Genomic DNA, 18,794 nt, shown 5'->3' on the forward strand with positions numbered 1-18,794 from the left:
GCCTGGCCGATTCTTCAAGACGTCTCTTCCGGAGTCCTCATGAGCAAGTACGTTTTCCATGCCGGCGAAGCCACCGTCCTCGCCGCAGAAGGTCAATTCACCGACGCGATGCCCGAGATCCTGATCGGCCGTACCGACGGCCCGGTCGGCCAGGCCTTCGCCAACATGATGGCGCAGACCAAGGGTCACACCGCGATGTTCGCCATCCGCGCCTGCAACCAGTTGGTGCGCCCGGCCACGATCACCGTGCCCAAGGTCACGCTCAAGGACATGCCCAACATCGAGCTGTTCGGTGGTGTCGTGCAATCGGCCACAGCCGATGCAGTGCTCGACTGCGTGATCGACGGCATCATCCCGAAAGACCTCGTCGACGATCTGTGCATCATCAGCCTGGTCTGGATCGACCCGCGCTGCGCGACCGACCCGAACCTCGATAAGAAGGACATGTACCGCACCAACTACGAGGCCACCAAGCTCGCGATCAAGCGCGCGCTGAACAACGAGCCCACGATCGACGAGCTGATCGCCAACCGGCACACGATCAAGCACGACTACGACGACTGGAGCTGAGCTTCTGCCCCCTGCTGCGATGGAGTGCTTCGCCCTGCTCGACGACTGCGCCGCCACCGAGGCGGCGCCGACGAGCCGTCTCTACAAGGGTTTCGTGCGCGAATGCCGCTGCGACGACCCGGCGCGCCTCGATGAAACGTGGGCCGAGGTGGAACGCGAGCTTCGCGCCGGCCGTCATGCGGTGGTCCTGGCCGACTACGAGTGGGGCGCGCGCCTGCAGCATGCGGGCGACGAGGCCCTGGCGCCGGAGGACGGCGGAGCACTTCGCGTGCTGCTCTTCGAGTCGCTGCAACACTTGTCCGCAGCTCAGGTCGATGCCTGGCTGACGCAACGTGAGCGTGCCGCGCTCAACCTGGACGCGGCGTCTGCGACGCCCGCGCCGGCGGGCGTGCTCGACCTGCAGCCCAGCGTGGATCGCGACGCATTTCGCCGTGCCATCGATCGCATCCACGCGGCGATCCGCGAAGGCGAGACCTACCAGGTCAATTACACCTACCGCCTGGATCTGCGCGGCTTCGGCGCGCCGATCAGCCTGTATCGGCGGCTGCGCGCGCGCCAGCCGGTGAGCTTCGGTGCCTTCATCGCGCTGCCGCCGTCGGCGGGCGGCGGTCCGACGCATGTGCTGTCGTGTTCGCCGGAGCTTTTCCTGCGCAACCGCGGCGGCCGGCTCGAAGCGAAGCCGATGAAGGGCACGGCCTCGCGCGCGAGCGTGCCCGAAGGCGATAGCGAGATCGCGCGCATGCTCGGCGGTGACACCAAGAATCGCGCCGAGAACCTGATGATCGTCGACCTGTTGCGCAACGATCTGGGCCGCATCGCGCGCACCGGCAGCGTCCGAGTGCCGGCGCTGTTCTCGGTCGAGGCCTATCCGACGGTGTTCCAGATGACGTCGACGATCGCGGCGGAACTGCCCGATGACGTCGGCTTCGCCGATCTGCTGCGTGCGCTGTTTCCCTGTGGTTCGATCACCGGCGCGCCCAAGCATCGCACCATGCAGCTCATCGCCGGCCTGGAGACCACCCCGCGTGGCCTCTACACCGGCAGCATCGGCTGGATCGATGCGCCGGCCGGCGATCGGGCGCATGCAGCATGCGGCGACTTCTGCCTGTCGGTGGCGATCCGCACTCTGACCCTCGATGCCGCGGGCCCAGGGGGCCTGCGCCGGGGGCGGCTGGGCATCGGCGCCGGCATCGTGATCGACAGCCGCGCCGACGACGAGTACGAGGAGTGTCGGCTGAAGGCGCGCTTCCTCACCGGGCTGGACCCCGGCTTCAGTCTGATCGAGACGATGCACGCGACGCGCGAGGAGGGCGTTCGTCATCTCGAGCGCCATCTGGCGCGTCTCGCGCGCAGCGCCGCGGAGCTCGACTTCGCGCTGCCCGCCGACGACATCCGTGCCGATCTGGTCGGCCAGGCTGCCGCACTGGCTGCCGGTCGGGCCTTCCGGCTGCGGCTGGCGCTGCGCAAGGACGGACATTTCGACCTCGTCGTCGCACCGCTCGATGCCTTGGCCGACGGCCCGGTGTCGCTGATCGTCGCTGCCGACGCGATGGACGAGGCCGACCCCCTGTTGCGGCACAAGACGACCTTGCGCGACCGCTACGACGCCGCGGTGGCCGAGGCGACGAGACAGGGCGCATTCGACATGCTGTTCCACAATCGCGCGGGGGAGCTGACCGAGGGCGGGCGGAGCAATGTCTTCCTGCTGCTCGACGGCGAGTGGGTGACGCCGCCGCTTGCCACTGGCGTGCTGCCGGGCGTGATGCGCAGCGTGTTGCTCGAGGATGCGTCCTGGAAGGCCCGCGAGGCGCGGGTGACACTGGCTGATCTTTTCCGCGCCGAGCGCATCGTGGTGTGCAACGCCTTGCGCGGGGCGCGCGAGGCGCGGTTGGTCGAGCGGAGGACGGGTTTTGCCGGCTGAGCGCGCGCTCGCGCTGTTTGATCTCGACTTCACCTTGGTGCCGTTCGACAGCGGCATGCAGTGGCTCCGCTTCCTGATCGCCGGCGGCGTGTTGGAAGCTGGCGTCGACGAGGCCTATCTCGCGCTCTGCCAGCGCTATGTCGCGGGGGAGGGCGATGCGGCAACGCTGCACCGTTTCGTGCTGCGCAGCCTGACGCGGCTGCAGACCGACGAGCTCGCCACCTGGCAACACCGCTTCGCCGCGACCCTGCCCGAGGTGGTGCCCGCCGCGGCGCATGCGCTGGTGGCGCGGCATCGGGACGCGGGTCATGTGTGCTGCATCGTCACCGCCACGACGCGCGCGATCGCCGCCCCGTTCGCCGAGCTGTTCGGCATCGAGCACCTGGTCGCCAGCGAGGCGCAACAAGGTCCCGGGAATCGCCACACCGGCGAGATTTGTGGCGGGTTGTGCCATGGCGCGGCCAAGGTCGATCGCGTCACGGCATGGCTGCGATCCGGCGGCGAGGACTGGTGCGACTTCTCGCGCACGATCTTCTACTCCGATTCAGGAAGCGATCTTCCTCTCCTCGGGGCGGTCAGCCATCCGGTGGCGATCTCTCCAGACGACGTTCTTCGTCGGCACGCCGAGTTGAAGGGCTGGCCGGTGTTCGACAATCTCGAGGCCGCGTCCGCGGCTAACGCGCGGGGCTGAACCTCGGCAATGCCGTTCCAGTCAAAAATGCGGAGATTGTTGTCCGACGAGTTGCTTCAATGTGGTGCAGGTGCTAGTTTTTGGGACATCACTATAAGCAAGGCCTGAAACAGGGCTTTCGCAGCGTCGCGGCAGACGACGAGGGAAGGAGGAGAAGGGTGTTGCTCCAGCCAAAGGATTCACGGCATCACGGCATCGTGATCGCGCGCCAGAAGTTCTTCGATGAGGGAATCGTTCCGGAAGAAGACGTTCCACCGCTCATTGTGCGCTCGTGGCAGCGCTGCATGGACAGCGGCCTCGACCATCAGGATGGCCGGCCGATGGAGCCGGTGGGGCGTCTGCAACTGGCGGAGTCCCGGGAACGCAACGCCACGCTGCTGGCGCACGCAGGCGGCGTCATGGAGCATGTGTTCGACCAGATCCGGGCCTCGGGCAGCATGGTGCTGCTGGCCGATGTGGACGGCACGATCATCCACAGCCTGGGCGATCCGTCCTTTGTCGATCGCGCCGGCCGGGTTGCCTTGCAGCCCGGGGCATGCTGGAGCGAAGGTTTGCGCGGCACCAATGGCATCGGCACTGCGATCGAGGAACGCCTGGCGGTGGAGGTGTTGGGCTCGGAGCACTACCTCGACCGCAACAGCTTCCTGACCTGCAGTGCGGCGCCGATCATCGGCGCCGACGGCGAGTTGGCAGGGGTACTCGACATCTCGGGCGATTTTCGCAACCCGCAGCGCCACACTCTGGGGCTGGTGCGGCTGTCGGTGCAGTTGCTGGAAAAGCGCCTGTTCGAGGCGCGTTATCCGAACGACATCCTGATCGCTTTTCATCCGCGCCCGGAGTATCTCGGCAGCCTGCAGGAGGGCCTCATCGCGCTCGGTGCGGATGGGGCCGTCCTGGGCGCCAATGGTGCAGGGCGCGAGTGGCTGGCGCGGGCGGGCCGCAGCGCGCCGGTGTCGAGCTTCGCGAGCCTGTTCAAGATCGGCTTTGGTGCCATCCTCGACCGCGCATCGATGGCGCCCAATGCGCTGCTCAAGCTGGACCTGCGCCAGGGCGGCGAGCTCTATCTCCAGGTGCGTTCGCTGCGTCCGTTGATGGTGTCGAATCCCGGCATGCAGGCGATGGCCTCCGTGACCGCTCCGACACCAGTGGCCGAGGCGGCTGCGAGGGGCAAGGCGGCAGGCGGTGGCAAGCGCAGCGGCGAGGTCTCGCTCGCCAGCCTCTCGACTGGCGACGAACGGCTGCAGCGTGCGCTGGACCGGGCGATGCGCATTGAGGGAAAGGGCATCCCGCTGCTGATCCAGGGCGAATCCGGCGTGGGCAAGGAACTCTTCGCGCGCGCATTCCACAACAGCGGCCCGCGTGCCGACGGTCCTTTCGTGGCGGTCAACTGCGCGGCCATTCCCGAGAACCTGATCGAGTCCGAGCTCTTCGGCTACGTGGGCGGCGCCTTTACCGGAGCCCGTCGCGAAGGCGGCGTCGGCAAGGTGCAATTGGCGCACGGCGGCACATTGTTTCTGGATGAGATCGGTGACATGCCGCTGGCGATGCAGACACGGCTGCTGCGCGTGTTGCAGGAGCGCTGCGTGACGCCGATCGGCTCGACGAAGTCGATCCCGGTGGATATCTCGCTGGTCTGCGCAACGCACCGTGCATTGCGCGAAGCGGTGGCGGCAAGTGAGTTCCGCGAAGACCTCTACTACCGCATCAACGGCCTGACCGTCACGCTGCCGCCACTGCGCGAGCGCAGCGACATCCGGCCATTGGTGGAGAGCATCTTCGGCGCAGAACTGGCGGAAGTGCGGCGTTCCGGGGTTTCGATCAGCGACGAGGTGATGAACTTCTTCGAGCGCTACGCCTGGCCCGGCAACCTGCGCCAGTTGCACAACGTGCTGCGCCTGGCGGTGGCGCTGATGGACGAGGACGAGCACGAGTTGCGCGCCATCCATCTGCCGGAGGACCTGTTCGGCAGCGAACCCTTCGACGACGCGCCGGCGCGTCCCCGCAGTGGCGCAGGTGCCGCACAGCCGGCACCCGTCGAGGAGCCGGAACACGCGGGAGGCCGGCTGAAAGCCGAGCCGCGCAGCCTGGACGAGATCAAGCTGGAGGCGATCACCTCGGTGATGCGCGAGGTCGGCGGCAACATCTCGGCGGCCGCGCGCCGCCTGGGGGTCAGCCGCAACACGCTCTATCGCAAGCTCGGTCGCATGCACTGAGCGCCGGTGCATGCTCCCCTGCCGGTCGCGGGATGCGATAATCGCGGCTCTGTTCTCGACTCAGGCAAGGAAGCGACATGATCAAGGTTGGCGTTGTTGGCGGGACGGGGTACACCGGCGTTGAGCTGCTGCGACTGCTGTCACGCCATTCACAGGTCGAACTGGTGGCGATCACTTCGCGCGGCGAAGCCGGGATGGCGGTGTCGGACATGTTCCCGAGCTTGCGCGGACGCGTGAATCTGAAGTTCGTCACGCCGCAGGAAGCGGCGCTGGACAAGTGCGACGCGGTGTTCTTCGCCACGCCCAACGGCATCGCCATGCAGCAGGCGGCTGAACTGGTGGCGGCTGGCGTGCGTATCATCGACCTCGCGGCAGACTTCCGCATTCGCGACATTGCCGAGTGGGAAAAATGGTACGGCATGAAGCATGCCGCACCCGAACTCGTCGCCGAGGCCGTGTATGGCCTGCCCGAGACCAGCCGCGAGCAGATCCGCAATGCGCGTGTGCTGGCCAACCCCGGCTGCTATCCGACTGCGGTGCAGCTCGGCTTCCTGCCGCTGGTCGAGGCCGGTGCGGTCGACCTTTCCCACCTCATCGCCGACGCCAAGTCGGGCGTATCCGGTGCCGGGCGCAAGGCGGAGGTGCACACCCTCTTTTCCGAGTCGGCGGACAGCTTCAAGGCCTACGGCGTGGCGGGCCACCGCCATCTGCCCGAAATCCGCCAGGGGCTGACGCGCTTCGCCGGCCAGCCGGTGGGGCTGACTTTCGTGCCGCACCTCACGCCGATGATCCGCGGCATCCATGCCACGCTGTACGCCCGCCTGACGCAGGACATCGACCTGCAGGCGCTCTACGAGCAGCGCTTTGCCGGAGAGCCCTTCGTCGATGTGATGCCGGCGGGCAGCCATCCCGAGACGCGCTCGGTGCGCGCCTCCAACCTTTGCCGCATCGCGGTGCACCGGCCGCAGGGCGGGGACACGGTGGTGGTGCTGTCGGTGATCGACAACCTGGTGAAGGGCGCGGCGGGCCAGGCGGTGCAGAACCTCAACATCATGTTCGGCTTCGAAGAGAGCACCGCGCTCGACATCGTGCCGGTCAGCCCGTGACGGGAACTTGTCACGTCCGGGACAATCAGATTTTGACGATAAAGGGTCGGATGGCGCATCATCCGCCCCATACCCCTGCAGAGGAGAAAATATGAACGCTGTAGCCGAAACCCCCGAAATTCTCGTCTTTACCGACAACGCCGCGAACAAGGTTCGCGAGCTGATCGAAGAGGAAGGCAATCCCGGTCTGAAACTCCGTGTGTTCGTGTCCGGCGGTGGCTGCTCCGGCTTCCAGTACGGCTTCACTTTCGACGAGGAAGTGAACGAGGACGATACGGCTTACGAGAAGAACGGCGTCACGCTGCTCATCGATCCGATGAGCTACCAGTATCTCCTGGGTGCCGAGATCGATTACTCCGAAGGCCTGGAAGGCTCGCAGTTCGTGATTCGCAATCCTAACGCCACCAGCACCTGCGGCTGTGGTTCTTCCTTCTCCGTCTGATTCTCTCAGCGGCAGCGTGGAATGAAAAGCGGGGCGCCATCGGCGCCCCGCGTCTTTTGGTGCGCGCCGATCGTGGCGCCAGCCCGGCTCAGTTGGCGCGGGCCAGTTGCGTGTCGCGATTGAGCAGCGCGAAGCGGTGCAGCAGCGGCGCCGTGTCGCGCCTGAAGGCCTGCAGTTCGCGCCCTTCGAGTGCGTTGGCGATCGGCAGCTCGACCGACATCGGGTCCTGTGCTTCGCCGTCGATGCGCACTTCGTAGTGCAGGTGCGGGCCGGTGGACATGCCGGTGGTGCCGACGTAACCGATGAGATCCCCCTGGCTGATCGCCTGGCCCTGCCTGAGGCCGGAGGCGAAACCACTGAGGTGCGCGTAGGCGGTGGAAATCTTGCCGCGGTGCTGCAGCACGATGAGGTTGCCGTAGCCGCGCTGGGTGCCGGCGAATTCGACGACGCCATCGGAAGTCGCCTTGACCGGCGTGCCGGTCGGGGCGCCGAAGTCGACCCCCTTATGGTCGCGCGCGCGGTTCAGGATGGGATGGATGCGCCCGCCAAAGCCCGAGGTGACGCGCGAGAATTCCAGCGGCGAACGCAGGAAGGCCTGCCCCAGGCTGCGACCGTCGGCGGTGTAGTACTGCTCCTTGTCGGCGCGCTGGTGCAGCACGACGACGTGGCTCTCACCCTGGTTCACGAATTCGGCCGCCAGCACGCGGCCGGCGCGTACTGGTGCGCCGCGGTCGTAGACCGCCTCATAGATCACGTTGAAGCGATCACCCTTGCGCAGGTCGGTGTGGAAGTCGATCTCGGTGCCGAACAACTCGACGAGCTTGTTCGCGACCTCGTCGGGCAATTCTGCAGCGTCGGTCGCCGCGTACAGCGAGCTGCGGATCACGCCGGAACGCATCTCCACCAGCGTCGTCGTCGTGGCCTCGCGGTCCGTGCGCAGCGTGAGCCGTCCGTCGTTGCCACGCTCGAGCACGATCCGCTCGCCGTCCTGGCCGACCGGCAGGCGGAAGGACAAGATGCTGCCGTCGCCATGCACCACTGCGGTGACCGTGCGGCCAGCGCGCAATTGGCGCAGGGCCTGACGGCCGTCAGGGGACTCGGTCAGCATCGCGAGCGCTTGCGGATCGTCGATGCGCAGGCGGCGGAACAGGGTTTGCGCGGTGTCACCGCCCTGCACGCGCAATTCGCTGACGAAGGGCAGGTCGGTGGCGGCGGAGGACACCGCGACCGGCGGCGGCAGGGTCTCGATGACGGCGACGGTGGGAACCTGTGAGGGGCCCTGCTGGGGAACGGCGACGGCGGCCACGACGCCCATCAGGGAGAGGCCGACGACCCCGGTCAACGCCCAGGCACGCGGCCGGGTGAGGAGTTGGGTCGGTAGATCGGCTAGAATTCGGGTCTTTCTGGTCTGCATCGGGGCGTCCGGCTCCAGAAGTGGACAAAAAAACGCGTTGAATTCTAACAAATATTTCCCCTGCCCTGAAAAGGTTTTTGGAGAAGTCGAATGAGTGATGTTCAGGCCGCGATCGACCTGATCAAGCGTGGCACGGATGAACTGCTGATCGAGGCTGAACTGATCGAGAAGCTGAAGAGCGGGCGTCCGTTGCGCATCAAGGCCGGTTTCGACCCCACCGCCCCCGACCTGCATCTGGGCCACACCGTGCTGATCAACAAGATGCGCCATTTCCAGGAGCTGGGGCACCATGTGATGTTCCTGATCGGCGACTTCACCGGCATGATCGGCGACCCCAGCGGCAAGAACGCCACCCGGCCGCCGCTGTCGCGTGAGCAGATCGCCGACAACGCGAAGACCTACCAGGAGCAGGTGTTCAAGATCCTCGACCCCGCGAAGACGGAGATCTGCTTCAACTCCGCCTGGATGGAAGGGCTCGGCTCGGCCGGCATGATCCGGCTCGCGGCGCAGCAGACGGTCGCGCGCATGCTCGAGCGCGATGATTTCTCCAAGCGCTACGCCAACAACCAGTCGATCGCGATCCACGAGTTCCTGTACCCGCTGTGCCAGGGGTACGACTCGGTGGCGATGAAGGCCGATGTCGAGCTCGGCGGCACCGACCAGCGCTTCAACCTGCTGATGGGCCGCGAATTGCAGAAGCACTACGGGCAGGCGCCGCAGTGCGTGGTGATGGTGCCGCTGCTCGAGGGCCTGGATGGCGTCAACAAGATGTCGAAGTCGCTCGGCAACTACATCGGCATCGCCGAGGCGCCCAAGGAGATCTTCGGCAAGACGATGTCGGTGTCCGACACGCTGATGTGGCGCTACTACGATCTGCTGTCCTTCCGCTCGACGGCCGAGATCGCGCAACTGCGGAGCGAGGTCGAGGGCGGGCGCAATCCGCGCGACGTCAAGGTCATGCTGGCGATGGAACTCGTCGGCCGCTTCCATGGCCAGAAGGCCGCCGAAGAGGCGCTCGCCGACTTCGAGGCGCGCTTCCAGCGCAATGCCATTCCCGAGGACTTGCCCGAAGTGCGCGTGCAGGTGGGCGCCGAGGGGCTGCCGGTGTTCCAGGTGGTCAAGCAGGCCGGCCTCACCGGATCGACTTCAGAAGCCATGCGCATGATCGAGCAAGGCGCGGTGAAGCTGAACGGCGAGCGGGTGGATGACAAGGGCCAGGTGCTGGCGGCCGGTGCCACGGTCGTGCTGCAGGTCGGCAAGCGCAAGTTCGCGGCAGTGGTGCTGGAATGAGCGAGGCCGCGCCGCGCACGGGCAGGGGGGCTGCATGCTGACGACGGCCGATGCCGCGCGCCCGATCGGCGTGTTCGATTCCGGCGTCGGCGGGCTGACCGTCGTGCGGGCGTTGATGGAGCGCCTGCCGCTCGAGAACATCATCTATTTTGGCGATACCGCGCGCGTGCCCTACGGCGTGAAGTCGGTTGCCACGATCGAGCAGTTCACCGAGCAGATCACCCGCTTCCTGCTGCAGCGTGACGTGAAGATGCTGATCATCGCCTGCAACACCATGGCGGCGGTGGCGGCGCATGTGGTGCACCGGCTGGCGCGGGACGTACCGGTGCTGGACGTCATCGAGGCCGGCGCGCGCGCTGCCGTGGCCGAGTCGTCGGGCAGACGCATCGGCGTGATCGGCACGCCCACCACGATCAACAGCAATGCCTACGCGCGTCGCATCCATGCGCTCGATCCGACCGCACGGGTGTATTCGCAGGCCTGCCCGCTGTTCGTGCCGCTGGTGGAAGAGGGCTGGCTGGACCACGAGGTCACGCGCCTGACTGCGCAGGAATACCTGCGGCCGGTGCTGGCGGAAGAGGTCGACAGCCTGGTGCTTGGTTGCACGCATTACCCGCTGCTCAAGCCGCTGTTGCGCGACGTCGCCGGACCGGCGGTGAAGCTCATCGATTCCGCCGTGACCACGGCGGAGTTTGCTGCGCAGCGTCTGCATCATGAAGGGCTGGCGCAGCGTGGCGGTGCGCCGGCGAGCTACCACTATGTGGTTAGCGACGTGCCGCTGCGCTTCCAGACGATAGGCGAGCGCTTCCTCGGCCGCTCTCTGGGGCAGGTCGAGAAAGTCGACTGGTAGGGCGTTCAGGCCGGACCGCTCGCGACCGGACGCGAGGGGTCGGCGCACCACTCGCTCCACGAACCGGCGTACAGGCGCGAGCCGTGAAAGCCGGCCGCTTCCATCGCGAGCAGGTTGTGGCAGGCGGTGACGCCCGACCCGCACTGATGCACGACCTGATGCGGGTTGCGCGCGGCGAGCAGGGCGCCGAACTCCTCGCGCAGCACCGAGGCCTGCTTGAAGCAGCCGTCCGTGACGAGGTTGTCGCGGAAGAAACGGTTGATTGCGCCGGGGATGTGGCCTCCGACAGGATCCAGCATCTCGTTTTCGCCGCGGAAGCGGTCGGGGCTGCGCGCATCGAGCAGCAGCATGTCCGTCCCGCCCAGATGCGCGGCAACGTAATCGGCGTCGACCCGTCCGGGCTGCAGCGAGAACGTGTAGCTGCGCTGTATCGGTTCGGGCGTTTCGGCGTCGAGGGCCTGTCCGGCGCGGCACCATGCCTGCAGGCCGCCGTCGAGCACCGCCACGCGGTGATGACCAAGCCAGCGCATGAGCCACCACAGGCGTGCGGCGAACATTCCGCCGGTGTCGTCGTAGGCGACGACCTGGCTGTGGTTGTCGATGCCGCACTCGCCAAGGCGGGCGGCGAGCTGCGCCGGATCGGGCAGCGGGTGACGGCCGTTGGTGCCGGAGCGAAAGCCCGATAGATCGGTATCGAGATCGAGGAAGAACGCGCCGGGAATATGGCTGCGGCGCCAGGCCTGGTAGCCGAAATCCGGATTCGCCAGGTCGAAGCGGCAGTCGATGACCACCCAGTCGGCGTCGCGCAATCGTTGCGCCAGGTCGAGCGCACCGATCAGCGTGGCGAACGAAGCGTTCACGGTGCGGCCTCGGCCGTTTCCGCCAGCCAGTCGCGTGCCTCGGCTTCCTCGCTGAAGACCTGCACTTCGGCATCGACGAAGAGCTGTGATACCCACGCGCTCCAGGTCAGCCACTGGTCTTCGGTGAGGATGGCGATGCGGCGGAAATCGTGCGCGTGCTGGCGAGAGAACTTGATCTCTTCCCAGGCTACATCGAGCGTGAAGCCGACCATCTCGCGCAGATCCATGAGCAGGTCGACCTGCCCTTCGAACTGGACCTTGAAGTTCACGAGCTCCTCGAACTCCTTGTAGTCCGACAGCGTGAATTCGCCGAATACGGTGACGGCAACGCGTTTATCGCTGTGGTCGGTGGTGATCATGGCAGTCTCCGCTCGGCAATGAGGTGCTTACCACTATAGCCTTCGCGCCGGTGCGGCTCAATCGCAGCGCCGCGCCACTGCAAGGTTCTGGCCGGGCGCTAGGGACCATCCGAGATCGCGCTGCCGGCCGGTCGCGCGACAGCGTCGAATCGGGTTAGGCTTGACGCCCGCATGGCGCACCCACATGACGGGAGAAGGCGATGAGCTACCTGCTGGCGCTGGACCAGGGGACGACGAGTTCGCGGGCGATGGTGTTCGATGCGGAGGGCCGACTGCGCGGCGCAGCGCAGCGCGGCTTTGCCCAGCACTACCCGCATCCCGGCTGGGTCGAGCACGACGCGCACGAGCTCTTGCAGACGCAGCTCGAGTGTGCCCGTGCGGCCCTTGCCGATGCGGGTGTGCACGCCAGCGGGCTCGCCGCGCTCGGTATCGCCAACCAGCGCGAGACGACAGTGCTGTGGGAGCGTGCCAGTGGTCGTGCGCTGGCGCCCGCCATCGTCTGGCAGGACCGGCGTACCGCGGCCGACTGCGACCGCCTGCGGGCAGAAGGCTGGGCGGACGATCTTCGCGCGCGCACCGGCCTCGAGCTGGATCCGTACTTCTCCGCCACCAAGCTGGCCTGGCTGCTCGACCATCTGCCGGGTGCGCGCGAGCGTGCGGAGCGCGGCGAGCTCGCCTTCGGCACCGTGGACAGTTGGCTGGCGTGGCACCTGACCGGCGGGCGGCTGCATGTCACCGATCCGACCAATGCGTCGCGCACGCTGCTGTTCAACCTCCACACGCGGGACTGGGATCCGCTGCTGCTCGAGCGCTTCCGCATTCCGGCGCAGCTCCTGCCGGTGGTGGTGGACAGCAGCGGCATCTGCGGCGAGACCGATGCCGCGGTGCTCGGCGCTGCAGTGCCGATTGCGGGAATTGCGGGCGACCAGCAGGCAGCCGCCTTCGGCCAGGCCTGCTTCGCTTCGGGCATGGCCAAGAACACCTACGGCACCGGTTGCTTCCTCCTCATGAACATCGGCGACGTGCCGGTGGACTCGCGTAACCGCCTGCTTACCACGATCGCATGGGCCGGGCGGGGCGCGACACGCTATGCCCTCGAGGGCAGCGTGTTCATGGGGGGCGCCACGGTGCAGTGGCTGCGCGATGCGCTCGGCCTGGTGAAGCGCGCAGCCGATATCGAGGCGCTCGCCGCCAGCGTGCCGGACAGCGGGGGTGTGGTCCTGGTGCCGGCCTTTACCGGCCTGGGGGCGCCGCACTGGGACGCTTACGCGCGAGGAACCCTGATCGGGCTGACGCGGGGCACGGGTGCCGGCCATATCGCGCGTGCGGCACTGGAGGCGATCGCCTTGCAGACGGTGGATCTCGTCGACGCGATGAAGCGCGACGGCGCCGCGCCGCTGCGCGAGCTGCGCGTCGACGGCGGCGCGGCGGCGAACGACCTGCTGATGCAGATCCAGGCCGACCTGCTTGGCGTGCCGGTGCTGCGGCCGCGCATGCTCGAGACCACTGCGCTGGGGGCCGCTTTTCTTGCCGGCCTGGGTGTCGGCATGTGGACCGGGGAAGACGAGTTGGCCGCGCAGTGGCAGGTCGACCGCGTGTTCTCCCCGTCGCTGCCGATCGACGCGCGTGAGGCGGCGTGCGCTCGCTGGCAGCGCGCGGTGGAGCGGGCGGCGGGTTGGGCGCAGCCGTGACGAGGGAGGGCGCGATCCGGCGGGAGCGGGCATGCATGCAGCGGATCTTTCCCGGCCGGCGCTGATCGCGCGCCTGCGCGAGGCCCGCATCTGGGACGTGGTCGTCATCGGCGGTGGCGCGAGCGGCCTGGGCTGCGCTGTCGATGCGGCTGCACGCGGCCATTCCGTGCTGCTGGTCGAAGCGCAGGACTTCGCCGCCGGCACGAGTTCGCGCGCCACCAAGCTGGTCCACGGCGGGGTGCGTTATCTGGCGCAGGGGCGGCTCGCGCTGGTGCGCGAAGCGCTCGCCGAACGTGCCCACCTGCTAAAGAACGCACCGCATCTGGTGCGCCCGCTGCGCTTCGTGGTGCCGGCTTACCGCTGGTACGACCGGCCGCTTATGGGCGTCGGGCTGGGCCTGTACGACCTGCTGGCCAGCGGCAGCAGTGCGATTGGCCGCAGCCGGTCGCTCGATGTCGCGCGCACGGTAGCGGCGCTGCCCAACGTCAATACGGCAGGTCTGCGCGGCGGCATCGCCTACATGGATGCGCAGTTCGACGACGCACGCCTCGCGCTGGCGCTCGCGCGCACGGTGTTCGACCTTGGCGGCACTGCGATCAACCATTGCGAGGTCTGCGAACTCGTGGTCGAGGACGGCCGCGTCCGCGGCGTGCGCGTGCGTGATCGCGAAACGGGCGAGGCATGCCGGGTGGCTGCGCGAGTGGTGATCAACGCCACCGGCGTGTGGGCGGATGCCGTCCGCCGCCTGGCCGATCCCGCCGTCCCGCCGCTGCTGCGGCCGAGCCAGGGCGTGCATCTGGTCGTCGACCACGAATTCCTGCCCGGCTCCGATGCAATGCTGGTGCCGCGCACCGCCGACGGGCGGGTCTTGTTCGCCATTCCGTGGCAGGGCAGGGTGCTGCTCGGCACTACCGATACGCCGCGCCGGGACACCCCGCTCGAACCACGCCCGCTGCCCGGCGAGGTGGACTTCATCCTCGCCACCGCCGCGCGCCATCTGGCCCGTGCGCCCACGCGCACCGACGTGCGCAGCGCCTTCGTCGGCCTGCGGCCGCTGATCGGTGCCGGCGATGCGTCGGCCACACGCAATCTGTCGCGCGAGCATGTCGTCGAGGTGTCGTCGCGCGGGCTCGTCAGCGTGACCGGCGGCAAGTGGACCACGTATCGCCTGATGGCGGCTGACGCGGTGGACGCGGCGCAGTCGGTGGCCGGGCTGCCGCGGCGCGACTCGCAGACCGCATGCCTGCCGCTGCATGGCGCGCCTTCGACACATGGCGCCGCGTCCGCATCGGATTGCTACGGAACCGACCGTGACCAGGTGGATCGCCTCGCGGGGGCAGGCCGCCGTCTGGTCGAGGGGCTGACGCTGACCGAGGCCGAGGTGCGCTACGCGTTTCGCGCCGAGTTCGCCCGTACGGTGGACGACGTGCTCGCCCGCCGGCATCGGGCGCTTTTCCTCGATGCCACGCTGGCGGCTGCGGCCGCCCCCGCGGTGGCGTCCATCCTCGCGCAGGAGCGGGGCGTGGGCGCCGACTGGTGCGCGGCCGAATGCACGCGTTTTGCCGCGCTGGCGGCGCGCTATCGCGACCTGGGCATGGGTGTGTAGCCGTCGTCGGGCGTCGCCGCCGTTGTCGGGTGCGGCGGCGGCGCGCGCCTCAGCTTCGTCCCGCGCAGCCCAGCGCCTCGGGTCGTACGATCGCGGTGCTGGCTACGGCCTGCAGCCATTGCCGGCCGCGCGACCATGCGTCTGCAGTCAGCCGCCCGGTGCTGCCCTCGCGTGGCGGCTGCAGCCTGATGCGGGCGGCGCCATCGGCCTCGATGAGCACATGCCCGCTGCCGGGCAAGACGAAACGCTCGCCCCTTGCCAGCCACTTGTCTTGTGAATGACCCTCAAGCGTCAGCCAGGCGCGCCCGGCTTCGCAGATGACCGTCCAGCCTTCCGCGTCGCGCACGGACAGCAGCCGATCGACCTCGAATGTCTGCACCAACGATGCTAGTCTGGCTTCCATGTCGCTTCTCCTCGATCGGTTGTGTGGATTCATTGTGGTCGAGCGGCCGGCGACTTCAAAACGATGAAATCTCTCGGATTTGTGAGTAGGGCTAACAAATGGAACGTCCTGGCAGGCTCCCGCCGCTATCCGCATTGCGCATGTTCGAGGCCGCTGCGCGGCTGGGCAGTTTCTCGCGTGCGGCCGACGAACTGTTCGTCACGCATGGGGCGGTCAGTCACCAGATCCGCGCGCTGGAGGAGCAACTCGGCTTCCCGCTGTTCCTGCGGCAGGGGCGGCAGGTCAGCCTGACGCCGGCTGGAATGGAACTGCTGCAGGGCACCAACGCGGCCCTGCGACAGTTGTCGGACACGGTCTCTGCGCTGCGTCGACGAATGAATCGGAACCGCCTGTCCGTCAGCACGATGCCGTCGTTTGCCGGCCGCTGGCTGGCGCCGCGGATCGGCGATTTCATCGATCGCCATCCCGATGCCGAAGTGAACATCACCGCCACCAACGAACTCGCGGATTTCGCGCGCGACGCCGTCGATGTCTGCATCCGCTGGGGACCGGGCGGCTATTCGGGAGTGCGCGCGGCGCTGCTCATGGAGGACGAGCTTTTTCCCGTCCTCAGCCCGACCCTGGTGGCGAACCGATGCATCGCCGAGCCGGCTGACCTCGCCGGCCTGCCGTTGCTGCGCTCGGAAGGCGAGGACTGGCTGCCGTGGTTTCGCGCGGCCGGCCTGGACTGGCCCGAGCCGTCGACCGGACTGATGATCTCGGACTCCGCCCTCGTGGTGCAGGCGGCCATCGAGGGCCGCGGCGTCGCACTGGCGCGTCGCAGCCTCGCCGCGCTGGCGCTGCGCGCGGGCAAGCTGGCGCGGCCGTTCATGATCGGTATCCCGGCCGCGCATGCGCCGCACAGCGAGAGTGGCTGCAGCTTCGATTACCCGGCGGACTTCGACGCCCGTCCGCGTTGGCACTACTGGATCGTGCTGCCGGAGCGCCAGGCAGACACCCCGCTGCTGACCGATTTTCTCGCGTGGCTGCGCGCCGAGGTGGCGGCAGACCTGGCCGAGCCCTTGTGTCCGCAGGCGGGCCCGGTGTCGGCACCGCTCGTGTTCAGTGTGCCGCAGGCCCCGTCGGCAGGCTGACCACGGCCTCGAGACCGCCTTCGGGGTAATTGCGCAGCCTCACCTCGCCACGCTGCGCGCGCAGCAGGTTGCGCGTGATCGCAAGGCCCAGTCCGGTGCCGCCGGTCTCCCGGCTGCGCGAGGACTCGGTGCGATAGAAAGGCTCGAACACCTTTTCGAGTTCCTCGTCGGGCAAGCCGGTGCCGTGATCGCGGATGCGGATCTCGAATTCGTCGCGCCGCTCGACCAGCAGGATCTCGACCCGTCCGCCGAACTTGATGCCGTTCTCGATCAGGTTCCACAGCGCGCGGCGCAGCGCCGTCGGCTGACCGACGCAGGGATGCCGTGTGCTGCCGGCCACGCTGACCTGCCAGCCCATGTCCTCGGCGTCGGCGCGCAGGGCCGACAGCAGGCCCGCGAGGTCGATGGGCTGCGCCGGCTGGCGCTCGTCCAGGCTGCGTGCATACGCCAGGCCTTCCTTGACGAGCGCCTGCATGGCATCGAGGTCGGACTGGATGCGCGCACGCAGGCCCTCGTCGTCGACCAGCTCGGCGCGCAGCCGCAGGCGGGTGATCGGTGTCTGCAGATCGTGCGAGATCGCGGCCAGGATACGGGTGCGTTCGGCGACATGCTCGCGGATGCGTTGCTGCATCTGATTGAAGGCGATGGCTGCCTGCGCCACCTCGGTCGGGCCCGACGTTTCCATCGGCGCGCGCTCCGGGTCGTCGCCAAGTGCGCGAGCTGCGGCGGCCATCCGTGACAGCGGCCGGGTGGCGAGCCGCACCGCGATCCAGGCAAGCAGGCTGACGCCGCCGATCAGTGCGAACAGCGCGGCGAACAGCCGGTCCGGGGGCGGCAGTCGCAGGCCGGGCGGCGGCGGAAAGCCAGGCAGGCGCACGAGGAGCGCGGTGCTGTCGGCGAGGCTCACCGACGCCAGCAGCAGCGGGTGGGGCATGGTGGGACGCTCAAGCCGATGCAAGCTCACCGTGCGCTCCGGCATGGCTTCGCGCAAGGCCTGCAGGAGCGGGTGGCTCGCCTGCTCGGGCGGCATGGCCTCACCTGGAGCGCGCAGTGCGAAGCGCAGCCGGCGGCGGCCGAACTCGTCGATCCAGCGCTCCCGGTCGGTCGGTGGCATGCGATCGAGGACATCGGCCGCGGTGGCGATCTCCTGCGCGATGCCGGCCAGCAGCGCCGCACGCCCGACGCGCTCGCGTTCGCCCGCGAAGAGCATGAAGCTCAGCGCCAGCACCAGCGCAATGCCGATCAGCCAGATCAGCATCAGGCGTGCGAAGAGGCTGCGCGGCGCGGGCAGTTTCATGCGGATCCCCGCTCGTCGCCCACGGTGCTGACCTCGGCGGCGAGCACATAGCCTTCATTGCGCACCGTCTTGATGATCGCCGGTTCGCGCGCGTTGTCGCCGAGGCGCTGGCGCAGCCGGCTCACCAGCAGGTCGATCGAGCGGTCGAACACATCCGCCTCCCGGCCCTGCGTCAGCTCCATCAACTGGTCGCGCGACAGCACCTTCTGCGGATGGGCGAGGAACACGCCCAGCAGCCGGTATTCGGCGCCCGATAGCGCGACCACCGTGCCGGAGCCGTCGATCAGGTGGCGGTTCACCGTGTCCAGGCGCCACTGGGCGAAATGCAGTTCGCGTGCATTGGCCGGCGGCGCAGCCTCCAGGTTGGGCGGCAGTGCCCGGGCGCGGCGCAGGATGGCGCGGATGCGCGCGTACAGCTCGCGTGGGACGAAGGGCTTGGGCAGGTAGTCGTCGGCGCCCATCTCGAGGCCGAGGATGCGGTCCATGTCCTCGCCGCGCGCGGTGAGCATCAGAATCGGCGTGTTGGCCTGCAGGCTGCCGCTGGCGCGCAGGTTGCGGCACAGGCTCAGGCCGTCCTCGCCGGGCATCATGATGTCGAGCACGATGAGGTCGACGCGGTGGGTCTCGAGCTTGGCCTTCATGTCGCGACCGTCAGCCGCGGTCGTGCAGCGCAGGCCCTGCTTCTCGAGGTAGTCGGCCAGCAGTTGGCGGATGTCGCGATCGTCATCGACGATGAGGATGTGGTCGGTCTGGTTGCTCATGGCGATCTCTCCATGGCCGGCATCTTATGTCGGACACGAACGTGCTTTGTATCCCAGCGTATCCAGCCCGGTCACAGAGACACGAGGCTGCAAAACGAAGGCTTGCGGACAAATCCCGCTTACACCCGGGTGCTTCAATGGTTCCGTCGCCCGAACGGACGGGCACTGCCCCACGAGGAGAAACATC

At 67.9% G+C, this 18,794-nt stretch carries 17 protein-coding genes; 11 read left to right on the plus strand and 6 right to left on the minus strand.

Annotation, left to right across the window (positions count from 1 at the left end; genetic code table 11):
• Positions 1-39 precede the first annotated feature (39 nt).
• From fae to erpA, 6 genes are all read left to right on the plus strand, one after another.
• Positions 40-570, plus strand: a complete 531-nt coding sequence (gene fae / locus GH664_RS01765) for a formaldehyde-activating enzyme (protein WP_153166406.1) — start codon at positions 40-42, stop codon at positions 568-570.
• A gap of 19 nt (positions 571-589) precedes the next feature.
• Complete coding sequence (pabB, locus tag GH664_RS01770; RefSeq protein WP_153166407.1) at positions 590-2,491, plus strand: aminodeoxychorismate synthase component I; 1,902 nt, start codon at positions 590-592, stop codon at positions 2,489-2,491.
• On the plus strand, positions 2,481-3,182 hold the full coding sequence (locus GH664_RS01775) for an HAD family phosphatase (RefSeq protein ID WP_153166408.1): 702 nt from the start codon (positions 2,481-2,483) through the stop codon (positions 3,180-3,182). Before pabB ends, GH664_RS01775 begins: the two co-directional genes overlap by 11 nt.
• A gap of 284 nt (positions 3,183-3,466) precedes the next feature.
• Positions 3,467-5,395: a sigma-54-dependent Fis family transcriptional regulator gene (locus GH664_RS01780; RefSeq protein ID WP_194270304.1), complete on the plus strand. Its 1,929-nt coding sequence runs from the start codon at positions 3,467-3,469 to the stop codon at positions 5,393-5,395.
• Positions 5,396-5,472: 77 nt separating this feature from the next.
• Positions 5,473-6,501 carry an N-acetyl-gamma-glutamyl-phosphate reductase gene (argC, locus tag GH664_RS01785; protein WP_153166410.1) on the plus strand — a complete coding sequence of 343 codons (1,029 nt, stop codon included), beginning with the start codon at positions 5,473-5,475 and terminating at the stop codon, positions 6,499-6,501.
• Positions 6,502-6,592: 91 nt separating this feature from the next.
• Positions 6,593-6,943, plus strand: a complete 351-nt coding sequence (erpA, locus tag GH664_RS01790) for an iron-sulfur cluster insertion protein ErpA (protein WP_153166411.1) — start codon at positions 6,593-6,595, stop codon at positions 6,941-6,943.
• Positions 6,944-7,031: 88 nt separating this feature from the next.
• Here erpA and GH664_RS01795 read toward each other — a convergent pair whose 3' ends face one another.
• Entirely contained in the window at positions 7,032-8,357 is a 1,326-nt protein-coding gene (locus GH664_RS01795) for a peptidoglycan DD-metalloendopeptidase family protein (RefSeq protein ID WP_153166412.1), read from the minus strand.
• Between the two features lie 90 nt (positions 8,358-8,447).
• Between GH664_RS01795 and tyrS the strand changes: the two genes are divergently transcribed.
• Both tyrS and murI read left to right on the plus strand, forming a co-directional pair.
• The gene (gene tyrS, locus GH664_RS01800; RefSeq protein ID WP_153166413.1) at positions 8,448-9,647 is read left to right on the plus strand and encodes a tyrosine--tRNA ligase; all 1,200 of its coding nucleotides are present in this window, start codon (positions 8,448-8,450) and stop codon (positions 9,645-9,647) included.
• A 34-nt stretch (positions 9,648-9,681) separates the two neighbouring features.
• Positions 9,682-10,497, plus strand: coding sequence for a glutamate racemase (gene murI, locus GH664_RS01805; protein WP_153166414.1), 816 nt, complete (start codon positions 9,682-9,684; stop codon positions 10,495-10,497).
• Between the two features lie 5 nt (positions 10,498-10,502).
• On the opposite strand, the gene GH664_RS01810 is transcribed toward murI, so the two are convergent.
• Both GH664_RS01810 and GH664_RS01815 read right to left on the minus strand, forming a co-directional pair.
• The gene (locus GH664_RS01810) at positions 10,503-11,357 is read right to left on the minus strand and encodes a sulfurtransferase (RefSeq protein WP_153166415.1); all 855 of its coding nucleotides are present in this window, start codon (positions 11,355-11,357) and stop codon (positions 10,503-10,505) included.
• Positions 11,354-11,716, minus strand: coding sequence for an STAS/SEC14 domain-containing protein (locus tag GH664_RS01815; RefSeq protein WP_153166416.1), 363 nt, complete (start codon positions 11,714-11,716; stop codon positions 11,354-11,356). The genes GH664_RS01810 and GH664_RS01815 overlap by 4 nt, the downstream gene beginning before the upstream one ends.
• A gap of 200 nt (positions 11,717-11,916) precedes the next feature.
• On the opposite strand from GH664_RS01815, the gene glpK reads away from it, so the two are divergent.
• On the plus strand, positions 11,917-13,407 hold the full coding sequence (gene glpK, locus GH664_RS01820; RefSeq protein WP_153166417.1) for a glycerol kinase GlpK: 1,491 nt from the start codon (positions 11,917-11,919) through the stop codon (positions 13,405-13,407).
• Between the two features lie 31 nt (positions 13,408-13,438).
• Complete coding sequence (locus GH664_RS23870; RefSeq protein WP_153166418.1) at positions 13,439-15,013, plus strand: glycerol-3-phosphate dehydrogenase/oxidase; 1,575 nt, start codon at positions 13,439-13,441, stop codon at positions 15,011-15,013.
• Positions 15,014-15,062: 49 nt separating this feature from the next.
• Here GH664_RS23870 and GH664_RS01835 read toward each other — a convergent pair whose 3' ends face one another.
• Entirely contained in the window at positions 15,063-15,416 is a 354-nt protein-coding gene (locus tag GH664_RS01835; RefSeq protein ID WP_194270299.1) for a DUF2917 domain-containing protein, read from the minus strand.
• A 98-nt stretch (positions 15,417-15,514) separates the two neighbouring features.
• Between GH664_RS01835 and gcvA the strand changes: the two genes are divergently transcribed.
• Positions 15,515-16,549 carry a transcriptional regulator GcvA gene (gcvA, locus tag GH664_RS01840; protein ID WP_153166420.1) on the plus strand — a complete coding sequence of 345 codons (1,035 nt, stop codon included), beginning with the start codon at positions 15,515-15,517 and terminating at the stop codon, positions 16,547-16,549.
• Here the strand turns inward: gcvA and GH664_RS01845 are convergent.
• On the minus strand, positions 16,518-17,846 hold the full coding sequence (locus GH664_RS01845; RefSeq protein WP_153166421.1) for an ATP-binding protein: 1,329 nt from the start codon (positions 17,844-17,846) through the stop codon (positions 16,518-16,520). The genes gcvA and GH664_RS01845 overlap by 32 nt on opposite strands.
• On the minus strand, positions 17,843-18,607 hold the full coding sequence (locus GH664_RS01850; RefSeq protein WP_153166422.1) for a response regulator: 765 nt from the start codon (positions 18,605-18,607) through the stop codon (positions 17,843-17,845). The genes GH664_RS01845 and GH664_RS01850 overlap by 4 nt, the downstream gene beginning before the upstream one ends.
• Positions 18,608-18,794 lie beyond the last annotated feature (187 nt).

Source organism: Thauera sp. 2A1 (assembly GCF_009469595.2).
Taxonomy (GTDB): Bacteria; Pseudomonadota; Gammaproteobacteria; order Burkholderiales; family Rhodocyclaceae; genus Thauera.